Source organism: Terrabacter terrae, from assembly GCF_039529575.1.
In the GTDB taxonomy this organism is placed as follows: Bacteria; Actinomycetota; Actinomycetes; order Actinomycetales; family Dermatophilaceae; genus Terrabacter; species Terrabacter terrae.
Window position 1 is genome coordinate 494,263 of sequence record NZ_BAAANB010000021.1, and the last position, 20,206, is coordinate 514,468.

At 71.5% G+C, this 20,206-nt stretch carries 14 protein-coding genes; 9 read left to right on the forward strand and 5 right to left on the reverse strand.

The genetic code is table 11. The features are described from left to right. The first annotated feature begins 9 nt into the window (after positions 1 to 9). Together ABD194_RS12470 and ABD194_RS12475 are read left to right on the forward strand one after the other, a co-directional pair. On the forward strand, positions 10 to 1,056 hold the full coding sequence (locus ABD194_RS12470) for a nitronate monooxygenase (RefSeq protein WP_343991754.1): 1,047 nt from the start codon (positions 10 to 12) through the stop codon (positions 1,054 to 1,056). Positions 1,057 to 1,226: 170 nt separating this feature from the next. Further along, the gene (locus ABD194_RS12475; RefSeq protein WP_343991756.1) at positions 1,227 to 1,757 is read left to right on the forward strand and encodes a YbaK/EbsC family protein; all 531 of its coding nucleotides are present in this window, start codon (positions 1,227 to 1,229) and stop codon (positions 1,755 to 1,757) included. An 80-nt stretch (positions 1,758 to 1,837) separates the two neighbouring features. On the opposite strand, the gene ABD194_RS12480 is transcribed toward ABD194_RS12475, so the two are convergent. Beyond that, positions 1,838 to 2,119: a WhiB family transcriptional regulator gene (locus tag ABD194_RS12480; RefSeq protein ID WP_343991758.1), complete on the reverse strand. Its 282-nt coding sequence runs from the start codon at positions 2,117 to 2,119 to the stop codon at positions 1,838 to 1,840. Between the two features lie 202 nt (positions 2,120 to 2,321). Here ABD194_RS12480 and ABD194_RS12485 point away from each other — a divergent pair, with 202 nt between their 5' ends. From ABD194_RS12485 to ABD194_RS12495, 3 genes are all read left to right on the forward strand, one after another. Next, positions 2,322 to 3,332, forward strand: coding sequence for a MerR family transcriptional regulator (locus ABD194_RS12485; protein ID WP_343991760.1), 1,011 nt, complete (start codon positions 2,322 to 2,324; stop codon positions 3,330 to 3,332). A 177-nt stretch (positions 3,333 to 3,509) separates the two neighbouring features. After that, positions 3,510 to 9,332, forward strand: coding sequence for a pullulanase-type alpha-1,6-glucosidase (gene pulA / locus ABD194_RS12490; RefSeq protein ID WP_343991762.1), 5,823 nt, complete (start codon positions 3,510 to 3,512; stop codon positions 9,330 to 9,332). Positions 9,333 to 9,463: 131 nt separating this feature from the next. Beyond that, positions 9,464 to 10,405: an aldo/keto reductase gene (locus ABD194_RS12495; protein ID WP_343994133.1), complete on the forward strand. Its 942-nt coding sequence runs from the start codon at positions 9,464 to 9,466 to the stop codon at positions 10,403 to 10,405. Between the two features lie 26 nt (positions 10,406 to 10,431). Here ABD194_RS12495 and ABD194_RS12500 read toward each other — a convergent pair whose 3' ends face one another. After that, positions 10,432 to 11,766: an MFS transporter gene (locus tag ABD194_RS12500; protein WP_343991764.1), complete on the reverse strand. Its 1,335-nt coding sequence runs from the start codon at positions 11,764 to 11,766 to the stop codon at positions 10,432 to 10,434. Further along, positions 11,763 to 12,386: an ArsR/SmtB family transcription factor gene (locus tag ABD194_RS12505; RefSeq protein ID WP_343991766.1), complete on the reverse strand. Its 624-nt coding sequence runs from the start codon at positions 12,384 to 12,386 to the stop codon at positions 11,763 to 11,765. The genes ABD194_RS12500 and ABD194_RS12505 overlap by 4 nt, the downstream gene beginning before the upstream one ends. 265 nt (positions 12,387 to 12,651) lie before the next feature. Here ABD194_RS12505 and rplM point away from each other — a divergent pair, with 265 nt between their 5' ends. From rplM to glmM, 4 genes are all read left to right on the forward strand, one after another. Beyond that, positions 12,652 to 13,095 (forward strand): 50S ribosomal protein L13, encoded by a 444-nt coding sequence (gene rplM / locus ABD194_RS12510; RefSeq protein WP_142181460.1) that lies wholly within the window; start codon positions 12,652 to 12,654, stop codon positions 13,093 to 13,095. A gap of 34 nt (positions 13,096 to 13,129) precedes the next feature. After that, positions 13,130 to 13,639: a 30S ribosomal protein S9 gene (gene rpsI / locus ABD194_RS12515; RefSeq protein ID WP_142221255.1), complete on the forward strand. Its 510-nt coding sequence runs from the start codon at positions 13,130 to 13,132 to the stop codon at positions 13,637 to 13,639. Between the two features lie 156 nt (positions 13,640 to 13,795). Continuing rightward, positions 13,796 to 16,162 carry a hypothetical protein gene (locus ABD194_RS12520; RefSeq protein ID WP_343991773.1) on the forward strand — a complete coding sequence of 789 codons (2,367 nt, stop codon included), beginning with the start codon at positions 13,796 to 13,798 and terminating at the stop codon, positions 16,160 to 16,162. A 98-nt stretch (positions 16,163 to 16,260) separates the two neighbouring features. Then, the gene (gene glmM, locus ABD194_RS12525; protein WP_343991775.1) at positions 16,261 to 17,607 is read left to right on the forward strand and encodes a phosphoglucosamine mutase; all 1,347 of its coding nucleotides are present in this window, start codon (positions 16,261 to 16,263) and stop codon (positions 17,605 to 17,607) included. A gap of 115 nt (positions 17,608 to 17,722) precedes the next feature. Here the strand turns inward: glmM and ABD194_RS12530 are convergent, their stop codons facing one another. Next, positions 17,723 to 18,238: a beta-class carbonic anhydrase gene (locus ABD194_RS12530; protein ID WP_343991777.1), complete on the reverse strand. Its 516-nt coding sequence runs from the start codon at positions 18,236 to 18,238 to the stop codon at positions 17,723 to 17,725. A gap of 19 nt (positions 18,239 to 18,257) precedes the next feature. After that, positions 18,258 to 19,973 (reverse strand): fumarate hydratase, encoded by a 1,716-nt coding sequence (locus tag ABD194_RS12535; RefSeq protein ID WP_343991779.1) that lies wholly within the window; start codon positions 19,971 to 19,973, stop codon positions 18,258 to 18,260. Positions 19,974 to 20,206: the final 233 nt, after the last annotated feature.

Genomic DNA, 20,206 nt, shown 5'->3' on the forward strand with positions numbered 1-20,206 from the left:
CGTCGGGGCATGCTGCTGCGCTCGGTCGAGACCGGTGTCGTCGGCGCCCCGATGGCCGGGGGGCCGACGACTCCCGACCTCGTGGCGGCGGTGGGCGAAGCCGGTGGGCTGGGCATCCTGGCGGGTGGCTACCTCACCGCGCCCCAGCTCGCCGCGGCCATCGCCGACGTCTGGGACGCCACCTCGCGACCCTTCGGGGTCAACCTCTTCGTCCCCGCCCAGGCCAACGATGCCGTGGGCCCGGGCGAGCTGAGGGGCGCCGATCGGGCGGACGCGGTGGCGGCCTACCGGGACACTCTGGGTGAGGAGGCCCGCTCCGTCGGGACCGAGCCCGGCGAGCCGAAGGCAGGCGACGACGACGACTGGGAGCGCAAGCTGGACCTGGTCGTCCGTGAACGAGTTCCCCTGGTGTCCTTCACGTTCGGGCTGCCGAGCACTGCCGTCTTCGGCGAGCTGCGACGGGCCGGCACCGAGACCCTGATGACCGTCACGGACGTCGACGAAGCGCGCGCCGCGCTCGACGCCGGTGTCGACGCCCTCTGCGTGCAGGGGATGTGCGCCGGCGGCCACCGCGGCACGCTCGACCCGGTCAAGCGGCCGTCCGAGGCCGACCTGGTCGACCTCGTCGCGGCGGTCCGGGCCGAGACCGACGTGCCGATCGTCGCGGCCGGCGGCGTCTCGAGCGCCGAGCGTGCCGCGCAGGTGCGTGCCGCCGGCGCCGACGCGGTGCAGGTCGGCACTGCGCTGCTCCTCACGCCCGAGGCCGGAACCGGCCTGGCGTACCGGCGTGCGCTCGCCGACCCGGCCCACGAGCGCACGGCCGTCACCCGGGCCTATTCGGGGCGCCTCGCCCGCGGCCTCGAGACGGAGTTCGTCCGGCGGCACGACGAGCACGCCCCGGCCGCCTACCCCGAGGTGCACCACGTGACGGTGCCGCTCCGGCGGGCCTCGGCGGCGGTCGACCGGCCGGACCTGCTGGCGTTGTGGGCCGGTACCGGTTGGCGGGCTGCGCGTGCCGTGCCGGCCGCCACGGTCGTGGCCGAGCTGGCCGGCTGACCCTGCGCCGCGCCGCCGGCCCACCGCTCCTCCTGCCGGCTCCCCCGCGGGTCGATGCGTTCGCGCGTCACTGGTGACGCGGGGAGACATCGACCCGCCGTCGGGAGCGCAGGGCCGTCGACAGCGGGTCCCGGACGCGCGGCGGGAAGCGGGCGGCATACGCTCTGCGCATGCCCAGTGCCGAAGGAAACCTGACGTGGGTGGCTGCCGCGGAGCGGCCCGACCTGCTCGCGCCGCCCGTCGCCGCAGCGCTCGAGCACGTGCCCGGGGCGCGGGTGGCGCCCATCGACGCATCGCTCGCCGACACGGCGGCGTTCTGCGAGGCCTACGACGTGGCGCCGGAGGCGTCGGCCAACTGCGTCGTCGTGGAGGCGCGGCGAGGTGAGACGACGACGCACGCTGCGGTGATGGTGCTGGCCACGGACCGGGCCGACATCAACCGGGTCGTGCGCCGGCACCTCGGGGCGCGCAAGATCTCGTTCGCCGACCAGGCCCTGGCGCAGGAGGCCACCGGGATGCAGCAGGGCGGGATCACACCCGTCGGGCTGCCCGCCGACTGGCCGGTGCTCATCGACGAGGCCGTCGCTACCGCCGGCCTGGTGGTGGTCGGCGCAGGGGTGCGCGGCGCGAAGCTGCTGCTCGACGGCGCGGACCTGGCGGGGCTGCCGACGGCGGAGGTCATCGCCCTCGCCGTCCGCTGAAAGGCCGCGTCCGGTGCGGAGCCCGCACTGCCGATCTGGGAGGGCGGTCGTGGCCGCCCGCCCTGCCGGAGACCGTTGGGTCAGCCGGCGACGTCCCAGAGCATCTGCGCACGCTCGGTCGGCGTCGTGCCGCCCCAGATGCCGAAGGTCTCCGGAACGCGCAGCGCGTGGTCGAGGCACTGCCGGCGCACCGGGCAGCCGCCGCAGACCATGCGCGCGGCCTCGGTCTGCTCGCGGCGCTCACGCTGGTCGAGGTCCTGGTCGTCGGCGAAGAACTGCTCGACGGCCTTGGTGCGGCAGCGGCCCTGCTCCTGCCACTCGTACGAGGAGTACGTGGGGCGCGGTAGGCGAGTGACGGTCATGCTTCCTCCTTGGTGGCAGCGGGTGCAGCGGGCGTGCTCTGGAGTGATCTGATGCAGAACTTACGCAAGAATCTATGCATTGCACAAGAGGCTTGCATAAGTTTATGATTCGAGCGCCCGATCGGTGTCGGAGCGGTCCATGACGGGAATCTCGGACCGCTCCGCCCGAGTCGGGACCCAACCCGGACGGTGATGAACGCACATGACGACCCAGCCCCCCGCGGGAACGCCCTCGGCGACGGAGCTCGACGGCGAGGCGGTGCCGCGCCTGGGCTGGCCGGTCGGTGTCGTGTCGGAACGCCTCGGCATCGCCGCCCCGACGCTGCGCTCCTGGGACCGGCGCCACGGTCTGGGACCCAGCCTGCGCACCAGCGGCAACCACCGGCGCTACACCGAGCTCGACATCCGTCGGGTGCGCCTGATGGCCCGGCTCACCGCCCAGGGCGTGCCAGCCCAGAGCGCGGCCGACTCCGTGCTCGCCATGGACGCTGCGGCCGTCCTCGAGCAGCTCGACCCGGATCGGGAGCCCGGCGCAGCCGTCGCTCAAGGCGGTGCCGGCGAGGCCCTCGGCCCGCACGACCACCCGGCCGCCCTGGTCGAGGCGATCGTCGCAGCCGCCCGCGCGCTCGACCCGCGCACCATGGCGCAGCTCTACCGGCAGGTGATGCGCAGGTCCGATGTCGGCAGGGCCTGGGTGGAGGTCTTCGCCCCTGCCCTGCGCCGAGTGGGGGAGCTCTGGCAGGAGGGTCGACTCGGCGTGCAGTCCGAGCACCTCACGAGCGAGCTGCTGCAGTCCGAGCTGCGCGCCGTCGTGCGAGCCAACCGGCTCCGGGTCGCCGGTTCTCCGGTGGTGCTCGCCGGCGCCGGCGACGAGCAGCACCACCTGCCCCTCCTGGCGCTGGAGGCCGAGCTGGCCCGCAACGGCGTCGCCAGCCTCTTCCTCGGCCCCCGGGTCCCGGCGGAGGCGCTGGTCTCCACCCTGCGTGAGTCGCATCCCCGAGCGGTGTTCCTCTGGGCCTCCCTGCCCCGCCAGCGCGCCGAGCCGCTCTGGGGGCAGCTCGCCGCGGTGGACTGGCCCCTCCAGGTCGTCGTCGGTGGACCCGGCTGGTCCGAGGACATCGAGGTCGCCGGAGGGTGGGTGACGGTCACCCGGGTCGCCGACTTCAGCACCGCGGTGCGCACGCTGCTCTCCGGTGGCGGCCTGAGCCGCTGAGTCTGCCCGACCAGCACCGGCTGACGGTTCGAGCAAGAACTTCGCAACTTTCTGAGCATGAATGCAAGAAGTTGCAGCGCAGGTCTGGCGAGATGTCCGATCTGCGCGCTACGTTCTCCTCCGGTGGTCGAGCGTCCAGACACGGGCGCGAGCGACCGAGCCCACAAAGGAGTGCGCATGCGCCGTCGCCCGGCCCTGTCCGTCGCCAGCATCTCGGCCCTCGTCCTGGCCGGACTGGCGGTCCCGCTGACGGGGGCACCCTCAGCCCGGGCGGAGGCGCCTCGCACGGCGACTCTCGTGGGCTCACTGCAGAGCGAGCTGGGGTGCAGCGACGACTGGCAGCCCGACTGCACGAAGACGGACCTCACCCTCGAGCCCGGCACGACGACGTATGCCGCCGAGTTCCGGGTGCCCGCCGGCAGCTACGAGCTCAAGGTCGCCATCAACCATGCATGGGGCGAGAGCTACGGCCGGGACGGCGGCAACGTGCCGCTGGTCCTCGCCGGTCCCGCCACCTTGCGTTTCACCTACGACGACACGACCCACGCGGTGGGCGTCGCCCCCACCGACCTGCCCGGGGCCGCGACGGCCCAGGACGCCAAGCTCGCCGCGCCCTCGCTGCGCAACCTCGCGACGAGGGAGCGCTTCTACTTCGTCATGGCCGACCGCTTCGCCAACGGCGACACCGCCAACGACCGGGGCGGCCTGACCGGCGGACCGATGGCGACCGGCGTCGACCCGAGCAACGAGGGCTTCTACCACGGCGGCGACCTCAAGGGCCTGACGAGCAAGCTCGACTACATCAAGGGCCTCGGCACCACGGCGATCTGGCTGACCCCGTCGTTCAAGAACCGCCCCGTCCAAGGCGCCGGCTCCGACGCCAGCGCCGGCTACCACGGCTACTGGATCACCGACTTCACCCGGATCGACCCGCACCTGGGCACGAACGCCGACATGAAGGCGCTCATCTCCGCCGCGCACGCGAAGGGGATGAAGGTCTACTTCGACATCATCACCAACCACACCGCCGACGTGATCTCGTACGACGGCGGCACCTACACCTACGTCAACAAGGCGACGAAGGCCTACAAGGACGCCCAGGGCAACGCGTTCGACGACGCGGCCGTCGCCGGCAAACCCGCCTGCACCGGCGTGGCCACGGTCCCGGACTGCTTCCCGGCCATGTCCGCGGCCACGTCCTTCCCCTACGTGCCGAAGGTTGCCGACGCCGACAAGGACGTGAAGGTCCCGGCGTGGCTCAACGACCCGACGCTGTACCACAACCGCGGCGACTCGACGTATGCCGGTGAGTCGGCCACCTACGGCGACTTCTCGGGGCTCGACGACCTCTTCACCGAGAACCCCAAGGTCGTCTCGGGCATGGAGGACATCTACAAGTCCTGGGTCGACTTCGGGGTCGACGGCTTCCGCATCGACACCGTCAAGCACGTGAACATGCAGTTCTGGCAGGCCTTCTCGCCGGCGCTCCTCGACCACGCCAAGGCGACGGGCAAGAAGAACTTCTTCATGTTCGGTGAGGTCTACGACGGCAACCCCTCCTACATGAGCCAGTTCACGACGCAGGGCAAGCTGCCGGCGACGCTCGACTTCGGCTTCCAGGGCGCGGCGCTCGGCTTCGCGCAGGGCAAGGCGACGACCGGCATCCGTGACCTCTTCGCCGGCGACGACTACTACACCGACACCGACTCCAACGCGTACGAGCTGCCGACCTTCCTCGGCAACCACGACATGGGACGCGTCGGTGCCATGCTCCTGGCCGGAGGCGCAAAGGGTGCCGACCTGCTCGCGCGTGACCAGCTCGCCACCTCGCTGATGTTCCTCACCCGCGGCCAGCCGGTCGTCTACTACGGCGACGAGCAGGGCTTCACCGGGCCGACCAGCGACTTCGGGGACAAGCGGGCGCGCCAGGACATGTTCGGCACCCAGACGCCGATCTACCAGGACGACGTCATCGTCGGCAGCGACAAGCCGGAAGGCGCCGCGGCCCACTACGACACCGACGCCCCGTTGTACCGGCAGATCAAGGCGCTCTCCGCCCTGCGCGCCGCCAACCCGGCGCTCGCCGACGGCGCCCAGGTGCACCGCTACGCCTCCGACGCAGCCGGCATCTACGCCTTCAGCCGCATCGACAAGGCAGCCAAGCGCGAGTACGTCGTGGTGGCCAACAACGCCACGACCGCCAGGACGGCGACCTTCTCCACCTACTCCGCCCGCTCCAAGCTCGTGCCGCTCCTCGGCTCGAAGACCGACCTGCGGGTGGCCGCCGACGGCCGGGTCACCGTGACCGTGCCGCCGCTGTCGGTGGCGGTCTACAAGGCCAACGACACCATGGCGCAGCCGAAGTCGGCGCCCGCCATCTACCCGACGTCACCCAGCGCCGGCGGCGTGGTGGGCGGCCGGGCCGAGATCGGTGCGGCCCTGCCGGGCAACACCTTCGCCGAGGTCACCTTCCTCCAGCGACCGGTCGGCACCTCCACCTGGACGCCGGTCGGCACCGACGACAACGCCCCCTACCGCGTCTTCCACGACGTGTCGGGCGTCGCCAAGGGCACGCTGCTCGAGTACCGCATGGTCGCCAAGGACATCGCGGGACACGTGTCCGCCACCTCCACCTACGGGATCGTCGGCGAGCCGGCGAGCTCCGGCGGCGGTAGCAGCACGGGCGGCGTCGGTCCCGTCACCCAGCCCGGCAACGTGAGTGTGCCGGGCAACCACAACTCGGAGATGGGCTGCCCGGGCGACTGGCAGCCGGACTGCACGCAGGCCCAGCTGGCCCTCGACCCCAAGGACGAGATCTGGAAGGGCTCCTACGACTCGATCCCCGCCGGGGACTACGAGTACAAGGCCGCCATCGACAAGTCGTGGGACGAGAACTACGGTGCCGGCGGCGCCAAGGGCGGCGGGAACATCGCCTACACCGCGCCCGGCGGCAAGCGCGTCACCTTCTACTACGACCACGGCACGCACTGGGCCACCAGTGACGCGCAGGGGCCGATCATCACGGCGCCCGGCAGCTTCCAGGGCAAGCTCGGCTGCCCCGGTGACTGGGACCCCTCGTGCATGCGCTCCTGGCTCGAGGACCCCGACGGCGACGGCACCTACACGTTCACGACCGACCAGATCCCGGCCGGCAGCTACGAGTTCAAGGTCGCGCACGGCCTCGGGTGGGACGAGAACTACGGCGCGGGCGGCGCGCCCGGCGGCGCAAACGTCGCCTTCAGCGTCCCGGCCGACGGTGTCCTGACGACGATCACCTACGTCCTGTCGACGCACGCGATCGCGGTCAGGACGAGCAGGGCCGGCGCCGCTCCGGACCTGACGAAGTCCAAGGCCTACGTCGTGGGTCCAGACCTCGTGGCCTGGCCCGCGTCCGCGCTGCCCGCGGGCACCGACCCGGCAACGCTGTCGTGGCGCCTGCACTGGTCTGGCACCGGTGACCTGGGACTCGACGCCGAGGCCGTCACCGGCGGTTCCGTGGCAGGCCTGACCCGCGACCCGGCCGGCCTGCCGGCAGCGCTCGTCGCCGACCACCCCGAGCTCAAGGGCTACGTCGCCCTGCGTCTCGACAAGGCGACCGCCAGGAAGCTGCCCGAGATCCTGAAGGGCCAGGTCGCCGTGGGGATGTACGACTCCACCGGGTCGCTGCTCGACGCCACCGGCGCCCAGACGGCCATCGCCCTGGACGCCTTGTATGCCGCGACCGCGCGGACCCGCTCCTACGGCGTCAGCTTCGCCGGCTCCGGCCAGGTGAGCTTCCGCCTCTGGGCGCCCACCGCCCAGCAGGTGACCCTGCTGACGTGGCCGGCCGGCAGCGCGGACCAGCCTGTCGACACCGCACGCCGCACGGCGATGACGCGCGACGGGTCCGGAGCATGGAGCGCCTCGCTGGGTGCGTCCGCGCGAGGCGCCCGCTACCTCTACGAGGTCAAGGTCTGGGCGCCCACCACCGGCAAGGTAGAGACCAACGTGGTGACCGACCCCAGCTCCGTGGCGCTGACGCTGAACTCGACCCGCTCGGTCGCCGTCGACCTGCGCGACCCGGCCTTCATGCCGAGCGCCTGGCGCACGACGCCCTCACCGAAGCTCGCCCAGCACGTCGACTCGACGATCTACGAGCTGCACATCCGCGACTACTCGGTGTCCGATGCGAAGGTCCCGGCGGCGCTGCGCGGCAGCTACCTTGCCTTCGCTGCCGACGGCGACGGGCGTGCCCACCTCAAGGCGCTGGCGAAGGCCGGCCTCAACACCGTGCACCTGCTGCCGAGCTTCGACATCGCCTCCATCGAGGAGGACCCGGCCAAGCAGGAGACGCCGAAGTGCGACCTGTCCTCGTACGCGCCCGACAGCGAAGAGCAGCAGAAGTGCGTCGGTGCCGTCGCCTCCAAGGACGCCTTCAACTGGGGCTACGACCCCTACCACTGGAGCGCACCGGACGGCTCCTACGCCTCGAGCGCCAAGGCCGCTGACGGCGGCGCCCGCGTCTCCGAGTTCCGCACGATGGTGGGGGCGCTGCACCAGGACGGCCTGCGGGTCGTGCTCGACCAGGTCTTCAACCACACCGCGGCCTCCGGCCAGGCCGACACGTCCGTGCTCGACAAGATCGTGCCCGGCTACTACCACCGGCTCAACGCGAGCGGCGCGGTCGAGACCTCGACGTGCTGCCAGAACGTGGCCACCGAGCACGCCATGGGTGAGAAGCTCATGGTCGACTCGGTCGTCTCGTGGGCCCGCAACTACCACGTCGACGGCTTCCGGTTCGACCTCATGGGCCACGCGAGCAAGGCCAACATGCTCGCCGTGCGTCACGCCCTCGACGCGCTGACGCTGCAGAAGGACGGCGTGGACGGCAGGTCGATGTACCTCTACGGCGAGGGCTGGAACTTCGGCGAGGTCGCCGACAACAAGCTGTTCGTGCAGGCCACGCAGGGGCAGCTCGGCGGCACCGGGATCGGCACCTTCTCCGACCGGCTGCGCGACGCCGTCCGCGGCGGCGGACCCTTCGACGAGGACCCGCGCCGCCAGGGCTTCGGCTCCGGCGAGGCGACCGACCCCAACGGGTCGGCCGTCAACGCCGACGCCGCGACCCGCCTGGCCGGCGACACCGACCTGGTCGAGCTCGGCCTCGCCGGCAACCTCAAGTCCTTCACGTTCCGCAGCCAGAAGAGCGGAGCCGTCGTGAACGGCACCCAGGTCGACTACAACGGTGCGCCGGCGGGATATGCCGACCAGCCGGACGAGGTCGTCAGCTACGTCGACGCGCACGACAACGAGACGCTCTTCGACTCGCTGACGTACAAGCTGCCCGTGGCGACGTCGATGCAGGACCGGGTGCGCATGAACACCCTGTCGCTGGCGACGACCGCCCTCGCGCAGACGCCCTCGTTCTGGCACGCCGGCGCAGACCTGCTGCGCAGCAAGTCGCTCAACCGTGACTCCTACGACAGCGGCGACTGGTTCAACCGGCTCGACTGGACGGGCGCCGACAACGGCTTCGGCCACGGCCTGCCGCCGCAGGAGCAGAACTCGGCGAAGTGGCCCTACATGAAGCCGCTGCTCGCCGACCCGGCGCTCAAGCCCAGCGCCGCGGATGTGCGCAGTGCCGACGCGATGGCCCAGGACCTGCTGCGACTTCGCTTCAGCACCAAGCTGTTCCGTCTCGGGAACGCCGACGCCATCAACGCCAAGGTCACCTTCCCGGTGTCCGGCACGCCGGACGCCAAGCAGGGCGTCATCGTGATGCGGATCGACGACACGAAGGGCGCCGACGTCGACCCGTCGCTGCGCGGAGCGGTCGTCGTCCTCAACGCCACGCCCGACGCCGTCAGCCAGAAGGTGCCCGGCATCACCGGCCCGGTGCAGCTGAGCCCGGTCCAGGCCAAGGGCGCCGACAGCGTCGTCAAGCAGGCGGCATACGACAGCGGCTCGGGCTCTTTCTCGGTGCCGGCGCGCACGGTGGCGGTCTTCGTCCAGCCGAGCTGAGCGCCCCGTCCCGAAGGCCGGTATCCGCCGGAACGAGGGCTGGCGGGTGCCGGCCTTCGTCGCGTGACGCACCCGCCCTGTCCCGGGCTCACACCCCGGCATACGTTGGAGCGGTGACGACGACTCCAGACATGACCTACCGGCAGCTCGGCGACAGCGGACTCACCGTGTCCACCGTGGGGCTCGGCTGCAACAACTTCGGCCGGCGCCTCGACCAGGACGGCACCAACGCCGTCGTGCGCCAGGCCCTCGAGAGCGGTATCACGCTCTTCGACACCGCCGACATCTACGGCCACGGGGCGAGCGAGGAGATGCTCGGTCTTGCCCTCGGCTCCGAGCGCGAGAACGTCGTCGTCGCAACGAAGTTCGGGATGGACATGCAGGGCGCCAACGGCCCCGACTGGGGCGTGCGCGGCTCGCGCCGCTACATCCGCAAGGCGGTCGAGGCCAGCCTGCGTCGCCTGGGCACCGACTGGATCGACCTCTACCAGCTGCACCGGCCCGACCCGCAGACGCCGATCGACGAGACGCTCGCTGCGCTCGACGAGCTGGTCCGGGAGGGCAAGGTGCGCTACCTCGGGAGCAGCAACTTCACCGGCTGGCAGGTCGTCGACGCCGACTGGACCGCCCGCGCGGCGGGGACGTCACGGTTCGTCTCGGCGCAGAACGAGTACTCGCTGCTCGAGCGCGACGTGGAGGAGGAGCTGGTGCCGGCGTGCGAGCACGTGGGCGTGGGGCTGCTGCCCTTCTTCCCGCTTGCCTCCGGCCTGCTCACGGGCAAGTACCGCCGCGGTCAGGCGGCTCCCGAGGGCACCCGTCTCGCCGGGATGGCCGACCGGCTCGCCTCCGCCGACTGGGACACCATCGAGCGGCTCGAGGCGTATGCCGCCGAGCGGGGCCTGCGCCCCATCGACGTCGCGATCGGCGGGCTCGCGGCCCAGCCGGCGGTGGCGTCGGTCATCGCGGGGGCGACCCGACCGGAGCAGGTCCTCGAGAACGTCCAGGCGGGCCTGTGGGAGCCGACCGCCGAGGACCTCGCCGAGCTCGACGACGCCACGGCGCCCGCCGCCTGACCTGCTCGCGGGCCTCGTGCCGCCGGTCAGTCCACGGGCACGGGGCGCTCGCCCGAGGGCAGGGGCAAGGCGGAGGTGACCGCCTGCCTCTCGGCGCGCAGGCTGTGCCGGTAGAACCATGCACCCACGATGCTGAACGCGCCCGCGCACACCATCGCCAGCTGCGTGGAGGTCCGGTCGGCGAGCACCCCGAAGAGGGGAGCGGCGACGCCGAACGCAATCGAGGCCACCATCGAGTTCATCGACAGCACGGTGGCCCGGTTGCGCGCCTGCGCCTCGCGGTGCAGCAGGGCCGAGTGCATCGGTCCGGCCGACCCGTGCAGCAGGTACGTCACGCCGTAGGCGGCGATCAGGGCTGCCGGACCCGCCACCAGGCCCATGACGACGGCACCGAGCCCGTTGAGGATGCGGGCCAGGATCGCGGTGCGGGCCACGCCCATGCGCCGGCTCGCCCACCCGGCCAGGGCGGCCCCGACGGCGAAGACGGCCCATCCCGCCGCGGCGACCGGGCCCATCAGGGCACCGGCGCGCTCCTCGCCGCCCACGAGCTCGGCCAGCCGGATCGGCTGGAAGGTCTCGAAGACGATCATCGCGACAGACCAGAAGAGCTCCACGGTCACGATGCCGCGCAGGACCACGTTGTCGCGCAGCATGCCCAGGCCCTCTCGCACCACGGCCGGGGACTCCTTGGCCGAGGCGAGCGCGCGCCGCGCCCCGGAGGTGTCGAGGTGCTCGGCCGAGGGAGGCTCGCGCAGGAGGACGAGCACGGCGACGAGGTGGACGACGTTGAGCCCGACGAAGACCGCGACCGGCAGCACGAGCGCCGAGGCGTCCGCGAACGGGTGCCACCAGACGAGTCCACCGGAGAGCAGCGCGCCGACCGCGATGCCTCCGCCCACCGCGGTGCCCTGCGCCGAGAGCGCGCCGTCGACGTCGGCGCCGGGCGTCGTCGCGTGCACGGTGTCGACGAACCAGGCCTCGAGGGGTCCGGAGTCCAGGGCCCGGAAGACGCCGGTCAGCACCGAGGCGGCCAGGAAGGCCCAGAACGAGTGGGCCACGAGCAGGATCCCGCTCGCCACCACGTTGACCACGGCCGACACGACGAAGACCGGACGGCGTCCGAAGGCGTCGGCGAAACCGCTCGTCGGCAGCTCGAGCGCGAAGATCGTCAGGCCGGCCGCCGAGGTCACCGTCATGGCCTGACCCACCGACAGGCCCCGCTCGAGCTGCCAGAGCGTGAGCAGCCCGACGACGAGGCCGACCGGGAACCAGCGGGTGAGGGTGAGCGTGAGGAAGACGCGGCGGGCGGCGGCGGGGGAGAGGACGGCATACGGGCTCGGCGCCGTGGCCGGCGTGGTCATCGGGACGTCTCGCGGCTGGTGTCGGCCGGCGGGCGGTCGAGGTCGAGCGGGTAGGCGAAGGCGTAGACGGCGATGCGGCGGGCCTGCGGGTTGCCCTGCCCCACGCGGCGGTAGCGCTCGATGAGGTCCCACATCTCCTCGCGGAGGGACTCGAGCGCCTCGGGTGTGACGAGGACGGAGGCGTCGCTCGAGCCGCAGGCGTCCTGCCAGGCGGTGGGCCAGGTGGTGGAGACATCCAGCCACCGGTCGTACTGCTCGCTGAAGTGGCGGGCGTAGTCGCGCGTCAGCCAGTTCAGGGCGGTCTCGGAGTCCTCGTCGCCCTCGAAGTCGCTCGGGTGCCAGGCGTGGTACTCCGAGCCGGCACGCCACAGGCGCCGCTTGCCCTCGCCCTCCCCGGTGTCCTGGACGAGCCCGACGGACTCGAGCTTGCGCAGGTGGTAGCTCGTCGCGCCCGAGTTGGTCCCGAGGAGCGTCGCGAGGTCGGTGGCTGTCGACGGTCCGTGGCGTCGCAGGGCGCTGAGCAGGCGGGAGCGCAAGGGGTGCGCGAGCACGCGCAGGCTCTCGGGAGTGAGCCAGACGCTGTCCTCGGAGGGCGTATGCGTGGGGTCGGGTGCAGCCATAGTGTGCACAATACCTGTGCACAGTCTGTTTGCACAAGAGTCGTGCATGCTGCTTCGGCAAGCGCGTTTCTGCAGGTCAGCAGCGGTTTCCGGGTCGTCCGGCGGTGATTTGGGTGCGACGCCACGACCCCGTAACATGGATGAAGTTGTGCACCGGGCCGTCAGGCGAACCCAGCTCACCCTCCGGATCACGGGGAGCGGGCGACGCGGACCGAGCCCAGCGGCATTCACACTGCTCCACCATTTCAAGCGAAGGCAGACTCCATTGCGCACGTACACCCCGAAGCCCGGCGAGGTCACTCGCACGTGGCACGTCATCGACGCGACCGACGTCGTGCTCGGCCGTCTCGCGAGCCAGGCCGCTGTCCTGCTCCGGGGCAAGCACAAGCCGCAGTTCGCGCCGCACGTCGACACCGGTGACTTCGTCATCATCGTCAACGCCGACAAGGTCGCCCTCACCGGCGCCAAGCTCGAGCAGAAGAAGGCCTACCGCCACTCCGGCTTCCCGGGTGGTCTGCGGTCGACCTCCTACACCGAGCTGCTCGCCAAGAGCCCCGAGAAGGCCGTCGAGAAGGCCATCCGCGGCATGCTCCCGAAGAACTCGCTGGCCCGCCAGCAGCTCTCCAAGCTCAAGGTCTACCGCGGTGCCGAGCACCCGCACGCGGCCCAGCAGCCCGTCCCCTTCGAGATCACCCAGGTTGCGCAGTAAGCCCCCGGCTGCTGCGTAGAAAGCGACAAGACACGTGACTGACATCGTGAACGAGGACGTCCTCGACACCGACGAGCCCGAGCTGACCGAGTACACCAGCGAGTCCTCGGCGTCCGACTCCGCCCTCGGCGAGCCCCGCCGCGCCCGCCAGGTCTCGACGCCCGGCGCTGCCACCGGACGTCGCAAGCAGGCCATCGCCCGCGTGCGCATCGTGCCGGGCACCGGCGAGTGGAAGATCAACGGCCGCACGCTCGACGCGTACTTCCCCAACAAGGTGCACCAGCAGATCGTCAAGGAGCCGCTGACGCTCCTCGAGCTCGACGGCTCGTACGACGTCCTGGTCCGCGTGCACGGTGGTGGCCCCTCCGGCCAGGCCGGCGCAGTGCGCCTCGGCGTGGCCCGCTCGCTCAACGGCGTCGACGAGGAGCTGAACCGTCCCGCCCTCAAGAAGGCCGGCTTCCTCACGCGCGACCCGCGCGTGCCCGAGCGCAAGAAGGCCGGTCTCAAGAAGGCCCGCAAGGCCCCGCAGTACTCCAAGCGCTGATGCTTCGGCTGGCGCCGAGCATCACCGCTTGGCTCCAGTCGCGCTGACTTCCGAAGCCCCCGAGCACCGCTCGGGGGCTTCGGCCTGTCTCGACCGTCCTCGCCGCCGCGCCCGACGTTGTCAGGCGTTCCCAAGATCGCATGGCACCCTCTGTGCATGCGCAGTCGGATCGTGGGCCAGGTGTGCCTGCTGGGAGCGGCTGCGGCTGCCCTGGTGGTCGCGTGGGTGTCGACCGGGTCGTCCCCGGGCCTGGTGTCGTGGTGGCTCGCAGTCGTCCTGTTCGGTGTCCTCCTGCCCGGGTGGGTGCTGACGCGCTGCCTCCGCAGCGGTCCCGTCAGCACCACGGACCTCGGGTGGGCCGGGCCGGCGGGTCTGGTGCTCGCGCTGGCGACCTGGCTCGTGGGTCACCTCGTGGGTCACTCCCTGCCGACCCTCGTCGTCGGGCCACTCGTCGCGGTGGTACTGCTCGCCGTCCCGGCGACCCGGCGCCGGGTCCTCCGCACGGCAGATGGCGGCGGCGGGCGGGCTCCCTGGCCGGCATGGGCCGCCCTGGCGCTGGTCCTCCTCGCGGTCGTGCGCTGGATGTGGGTCATGGGGCTGTCCAAGACGGCCCCACAGCCGACCGCACGCTTCCAGCTCTACTACCAGGACCTGCTCTACCAGGCGGCACTGACGGGCGAGGCGCGTCGCAACCTCGTGCCCGGCTATCCCATGGTCAACGGCGAGCCGCTCGGCTACCACTGGTTCTTCCACGCCCTCGCCGCCCAGCTGAGCGGCAGCGGCCTCGACGACCTCGACGTCGTCACCCGTCTCCTGCCGTCTGTCCTCGTCGTGATGCTGGTGCTGCTCGCCGCGGCGGTCGGGCGTCAGGCGACCGGGCACTGGAGCGGCGGTCTCGGCGCAGCAGCAGGAGTCGCGCTCGTGCGCCCGCTCCCGTCGGACGTGTGGACCGAGGGCGGCCTCAGCCCCGTCCCGGGCTACTGGGAGGTCAGCCCGACGGCCCTGCTGGGCTGGGTCTTCGGCCTCGCCCTGGTGGGCTGCCTGATCGCCGTGCTCCGGCGGTCATCCGACGACTCCCGGGCACCCGCAGCCCTCCTGCCCTTCTTCGCCGTCGGCGCCGCGGGAGCCAAGTCGGCGCAGCTGCCCGTCATCGTCGGCGGGGTGGCCCTGGCCGGGCTCGCCGCCCTCGTCCTCGAGTGGCGCCACCGGCGGGCCGCTCCGGGCGCCCTGAAGGGCCTGGTGCTGCGCTACGCCGTCTGCCTCGGCATCCTCGTCGTCGTCATGGTCCTGGCCGTGCTGGTGATCTACCCCGGTGCCTACGGCCTGCGCCTCGACCCCGGGGCGTGGCCGGCGGCGCAGTCCTCGCTGGTGTACGGACACCAGGTCACCGACCCGGGGGCCGAGACCACGGCGGTCCTCGTCAGCCTGCTGCGCCGGTGGGTCCCCACCGTGCTGCCGGCTCTCGGCGTCCTCGTCCTGCTGCGACGTCGCCCCGGCGACCCGGCCGGGTGGATCGGGGCCGGCACGGTGCTCGCGGGCGTCCTGGCCGCAATGGCGTTCACCCATCCCAGTGCCAGCCAGTACTACTTCACCATGGCGGCACTCCCGATCGGGTACGCCCTGTCCGGCGCGGGGGTAGCCGAGCTCGTCAGGACGGAGCTGGCCCCCCGTGCCGAGTCGGACCAGGCACCGATCGCACAGGTGCGAAGTCGCGTGCTCGTGCTCCTGGGCCTCGCGGCAGCCGGTTTCGTCACCGTCGCGGTCGTACGCCGGCTGCTCCCGTCGAACGGTCGACGGCCGACGAGCCTCGCCAGCCTGACCGGCACCACCGAGATGGCCCAGACGTGGCTCGCGCCGACGCTGGCGACCCTGGGCGTGTTGCTGCTGGTCGTCACCCTGGTGTGGCTCGTCGGGCGTCGCTCGCTCGACGTCCTGCACCGCGGCACCTGGGCCGCGCTGCTCGTCGTGGCCGCGGTGGGGGCGGGAGGCTTCGCCGTCCTGCAGTCGCTGGCCCCGCTGTCCGACCCGGGCACGCCTCATAGCGCCTCGCCGGCGACGGACCGCGCGAAGCGACCGGCGATCAGCCCGGCGCTGTTCCAGGCGGGCCAGTACCTCAGGTTACACGCGTCGCCGGGCGACATCGTGGCGACCAACCGGGTGTGGAGCGGCCTCTCCCCGGCCGGCCGCCAGGACAACCGGGACTTCTCCGTGTCGGCGCTGTCCGGACTGCGCACCGACGTCGGCGGCTACGGCTACGCCCCGCGTCTGCTGGAGGGGCTGCAGCCGGGCGTGCCCTACACGGTCGCCCCGTTCTGGGACCAGCCGCGCCTGGACGCAGAGCTGGCCCTGGTGCGGGCCCCCACCGCGGCGGGCCTGGAGGCCGCCTACCGGACGCAAGGGGTGCGCTGGATCGTCGCCGACGAGCGCTCCGGCCCGGTCTCGGCCGATCTGGCGCGCCTGACCGACGTCGTCAGTCATGTCGACGGCGTGTGGCTGGCGCGGCTTCGACCCGGTGGGGCCTGAGAGGCCGTCCGACGGGCGCCACCCGCAGGTGGGGGTATCGTCGTCCGAGCACAGAATCAGGTGGCCGACCCGGCCACTCACCGGGAAGGCACTCACGCGTGGCTCGACTCTTCGGCACGGACGGCGTCCGTGGTGTGGCAAACCAGGACATCACCGCGGAGCTGGCGCTGGACCTCTCCGTCGCTGCGGCGCACGTCCTCGGGGAGGTGGGCGCGTTCAAGGGCCACCGTCCGGTCGCCGTGGTCGGACGTGACCCACGAGCCTCGGGAGAGTTCCTCGCAGCTGCGACGGTGGCGGGCCTGGCCTCGTCGGGGGTCGACGTGCGCGACGCCGGAGTGCTCCCCACCCCGGCCATCGCCTACCTCGTCGGCGAGCAGGACGCCGACCTCGGAGCGATGCTCTCGGCGTCCCACAACCCGATGCCCGACAACGGCATCAAGTTCTTCGCCCGAGGCGGCCACAAGCTCGCCGACGACCTCGAGGACCGTATCGAGGGACGGCTCCGCGAGGACTGGCAGCGGCCCACCGGCGCGGACGTCGGCCGGATCACCCGGCTCGCCGACGGCGCCGACCGCTACGTCGCCCACCTGCTCTCGGTGCTGCCCCACGGCCTCGACGGGCTCCACGTCGTCATCGACGCGGCGCACGGCGCCGCCTTCGAAGTGGCCCCGCGGGCCTTCCGCGAGGCAGGCGCCCGCGTCACCGTGATCGGGGGAGAGCCCGACGGCCTCAACATCAACGACGGCTACGGCTCCACCCACGTCGAGCACCTGCGGCAGGCTGTCGTGGCCGAGGGGGCTGACTTCGGCATCGCGCTCGACGGCGACGCCGACCGCTGCCTGGCCGTGGACGCGGCGGGCTGTGACGTGGACGGCGACCAGATCATGGCGATCCTCGCGCTCGCCATGAAGGAGCAGGGAGTTCTGCGCAACGACACGCTGGTCGCGACCGTCATGTCCAACCTCGGCCTGATCCAGGCCCTCGGCAGCGCCGGCATCAAGGTCGTGCAGACCGCCGTCGGCGACCGCTACGTGCTGGAGGAGATGAAGACCGGCGGCTACGCGCTCGGCGGTGAGCAGTCCGGCCACGTCGTCATGCTCGACCACGGCACGACGGGCGACGGCACCCTCACGGGCCTCATGCTCGCCTCCCGCGTCGCTGCGACGGGGCGCACGCTGGCCGACCTCGCCGGCATCATGACCCACTTCCCGCAGGTGCTCGTCAACGTCAAGGACGTCGACAAGTCGGCCCTCGAGGCCAACGCCGCCGTGGCCGACGCCGTGCTCGCCGCCGAGGGCGAGCTGGGCGACAACGGGCGCGTGCTGCTGCGCAAGTCGGGCACCGAGCCGGTCGTGCGCGTCATGGTCGAGGCCGCCGACGGTGACCAGGCGCGCACCCTCGCCGACCGGCTGGTCGGGGTGGTCAAGGCAGAGCTCTCGCTCTGAGCGGCCCTCTCCGAACCAGCGGGACGGCATACGCCCTCTGCCCGGAAGGGCCCGGACGTACGGGAGTGCCCACTCCACGATGAACGTCGAGTGGGCACTCCCTTGTCGACCGAGGTCAGGAGACGGGCCGGAGCAGCCCCGAGTCGACGTCGTAGACGAAGCCGCCGACGAGGGTGCCCTCGGCGATGAGCGGGTGCGTGCGCACCTTGGCGAGGTCCTCGCGCAGCGCTTGCTCCTGGTCCTCGATGGCGTGGAACGTCATCCACGACGCGTCCTTGCCGGCGCTGGCCCCCACGCGTTCGCGCAGCTCCACCTCGCTGTTGGACGCCATCGCGCAGCGGGTGTGCGGGACGACCAGGATGCGGTCGACACCGAGCAGGTGCGTGGCCAGGACCAGCGCCTCCAGGGCCGAGGAGCCCACCCGCCCACCGGGGTTGCGGAAGATCTTGGCGTCACCCGGCTTCAGGCCGACCAGCCCCAACGGGTCGATGCGGGAGTCCATGCACGTGACGATGGCGACGCCGGCGCGCGCGATGCCGTCGAAGCCGGCCATGTCGAAGTTGTCGACATAGCCACGGTTCGCCGCGAGCAGGTCGTCGAATCCCTTGTCGGCTGAAGCGTTCTGACTCATCTGTGTCCTCTTTCGTCACTCACTGGAGACCGGGTCGCTTGGAGATCGTGAAGGCCATCGGCTTGCTGACCTCGGCGAAGAAGTCGTTGCCCTTGTCGTCGACGACGATGAAGGCCGGGAAGTCCTCGACCTCGATCTTCCACACCGCCTCCATGCCTAGCTCGGGGTACTCGAGCACCTCGACGTGCTTGATGCAGTCCTGGGCGAGACGAGCCGCCGGACCGCCGATCGAGCCGAGGTAGAAGCCGCCGTGCGCCGCGCACGCGTCGGTGACCTGCTTGCTGCGGTTGCCCTTGGCGAGCATGACCTTCGAGCCGCCGGCAGCCTGGAACTGGTCGACGTAGGAGTCCATGCGTCCCGCCGTGGTGGGCCCGAACGACCCGGACGGCATGCCCTCGGGCGTCTTGGCGGGGCCGGCGTAGTAGACGGGGTGGTCCTTGAGGTACTGCGGCATCGGCTCGCCCGCATCGAGGCGCTCCTTGATCTTGGCGTGGGCGATGTCGCGAGCGACGACGAGCGGGCCCGTCAGCGACAGTCGCGTCTTGACGGGGTGCTTCGACAGCTCGGCCAGGATATCGTCCATCGGCTGCGTCAGGTCGACCTTGACAACGACGTTGCGGCTCGTGGAGCTGATGCCGATGGCGTCGTCCTCGTGCTCGCCGAGGTCGACAGCCCCGGCATCGGGCAGGAACCGGGCGGGGTCGGTCTCGAGCTGTTCGATGAAGACACCGTCGGCGGTGATCTTGCCCAGCACCTGGCGGTCGGCCGAGCACGAGACGGCAATGGCCACAGGCAGGCTCGCGCCGTGGCGGGGGAGGCGCACGACCCTGACGTCGTGGCAGAAGTACTTGCCGCCGAACTGGGCGCCGATACCGAACTGCCGGGTGAGCTCGAGGACCCTCTCCTCGAGCTCGGTGTCGCGGAAGCCGTGTGCGGTGACCGGGTCGCCCGACTTGGGGAGCGTGTCGAGGTACTTCGCCGACGCGTACTTGGCTGTCTTGAGGGCGAACTCGGCGCTCGTGCCACCGATCACGATGGCCAGGTGGTACGGCGGGCACGCTGCCGTGCCGAGGGAGCGCAGCTTCTCGTCGAGGAAGCGCATCATCGCGTCCTCGTTGAGGATCGCCTTGGTCTCCTGGTAGAGGTAGCTCTTGTTGGCCGAGCCGCCACCCTTGGCCATGAAGAGGAACTTGTACTGCGCCTCGTGGCCCGGAGCGGTGTCGGCGTAGAGCTCGACCTGCGCGGGGAGGTTGGAGCCGGTGTTCTTCTCCTCCCACGTCGTGATGGGCGCCATCTGCGAGTAGCGCAGGTTCAGGCGGGTGTACGCGTCGTAGACGCCCTCGCTGATCGCCCGCTCGTCGGCGCCCTGGGTCAGCACGTGCTGGCCGCGCTTGCCCATGACGATGGCGGTGCCGGTGTCCTGACACATCGGCAGCACTCCGCCGGCAGCGATGTTGGCGTTCTTGAGCAGGTCGAGGGCGACGAACTTGTCGTTGTTGCTGGCCTCCTCATCGTCCAGGATGTTGCGCAGCTGCTGCAGGTGGCCGGGGCGCAGATAGTGCGCGATGTCGTGCATGGCCGTCTCGGTGAGCAGCCGCAAGGCCTCTGGATCCACCTCGAGGAAGGAACGTCCCCCCGGCCCTTCGACGGCGCGGACGCCTTCGGTCGTCAGCAGCCGGTAGGGCGTCTCGTCGGCGCCGATGGGCAGCAGGTCCTCGTAGGCGAACTCGGCCATCTCTTCGTGTCCTCGATGTCGTTCCTCGGGCCGGCGCCGGGCGGCGCCTCACCCCCGCGCCGTCGTGGCACGACGCCGCTTGCGAGCCTAATCGGTCGCTCCGGCGCCGCGGCAGGTGGCTCGGCCCTGCCGCAAAGGGAGCGAATGACCGGATTCGGCTCCGGGACAGGTGTGCCGACCGGGCACGTCACGATTCGGGTAGTAACAACTTCGGCAAAACCTTTGTCGAGGTG

What these genes read in the sequence shown, in the direction of transcription:
- ABD194_RS12480 (WP_343991758.1), bottom strand. Translation starts at nt 2,119, where the DNA reads ATGACCGTCACTCGCCTACCGCGCCCCACGTACTCCTCGTACGAGTGG.
- ABD194_RS12530 (WP_343991777.1), bottom strand. Translation starts at nt 18,238, where the DNA reads ATGAGTCAGAACGCTTCAGCCGACAAGGGATTCGACGACCTGCTCGCG.
- ABD194_RS12475 (WP_343991756.1), top strand. Translation starts at nt 1,227, where the DNA reads ATGCCCAGTGCCGAAGGAAACCTGACGTGGGTGGCTGCCGCGGAGCGG.
- ABD194_RS12495 (WP_343994133.1), top strand. Translation starts at nt 9,464, where the DNA reads ATGACCTACCGGCAGCTCGGCGACAGCGGACTCACCGTGTCCACCGTG.
- ABD194_RS12505 (WP_343991766.1), bottom strand. Translation starts at nt 12,386, where the DNA reads ATGGCTGCACCCGACCCCACGCATACGCCCTCCGAGGACAGCGTCTGG.
- ABD194_RS12485 (WP_343991760.1), top strand. Translation starts at nt 2,322, where the DNA reads ATGACGACCCAGCCCCCCGCGGGAACGCCCTCGGCGACGGAGCTCGAC.
- ABD194_RS12535 (WP_343991779.1), bottom strand. Translation starts at nt 19,973, where the DNA reads ATGGCCGAGTTCGCCTACGAGGACCTGCTGCCCATCGGCGCCGACGAG.
- pulA (WP_343991762.1), top strand. Translation starts at nt 3,510, where the DNA reads ATGCGCCGTCGCCCGGCCCTGTCCGTCGCCAGCATCTCGGCCCTCGTC.
- ABD194_RS12520 (WP_343991773.1), top strand. Translation starts at nt 13,796, where the DNA reads ATGCGCAGTCGGATCGTGGGCCAGGTGTGCCTGCTGGGAGCGGCTGCG.
- ABD194_RS12500 (WP_343991764.1), bottom strand. Translation starts at nt 11,766, where the DNA reads ATGACCACGCCGGCCACGGCGCCGAGCCCGTATGCCGTCCTCTCCCCC.
- ABD194_RS12470 (WP_343991754.1), top strand. Translation starts at nt 10, where the DNA reads ATGCTGCTGCGCTCGGTCGAGACCGGTGTCGTCGGCGCCCCGATGGCC.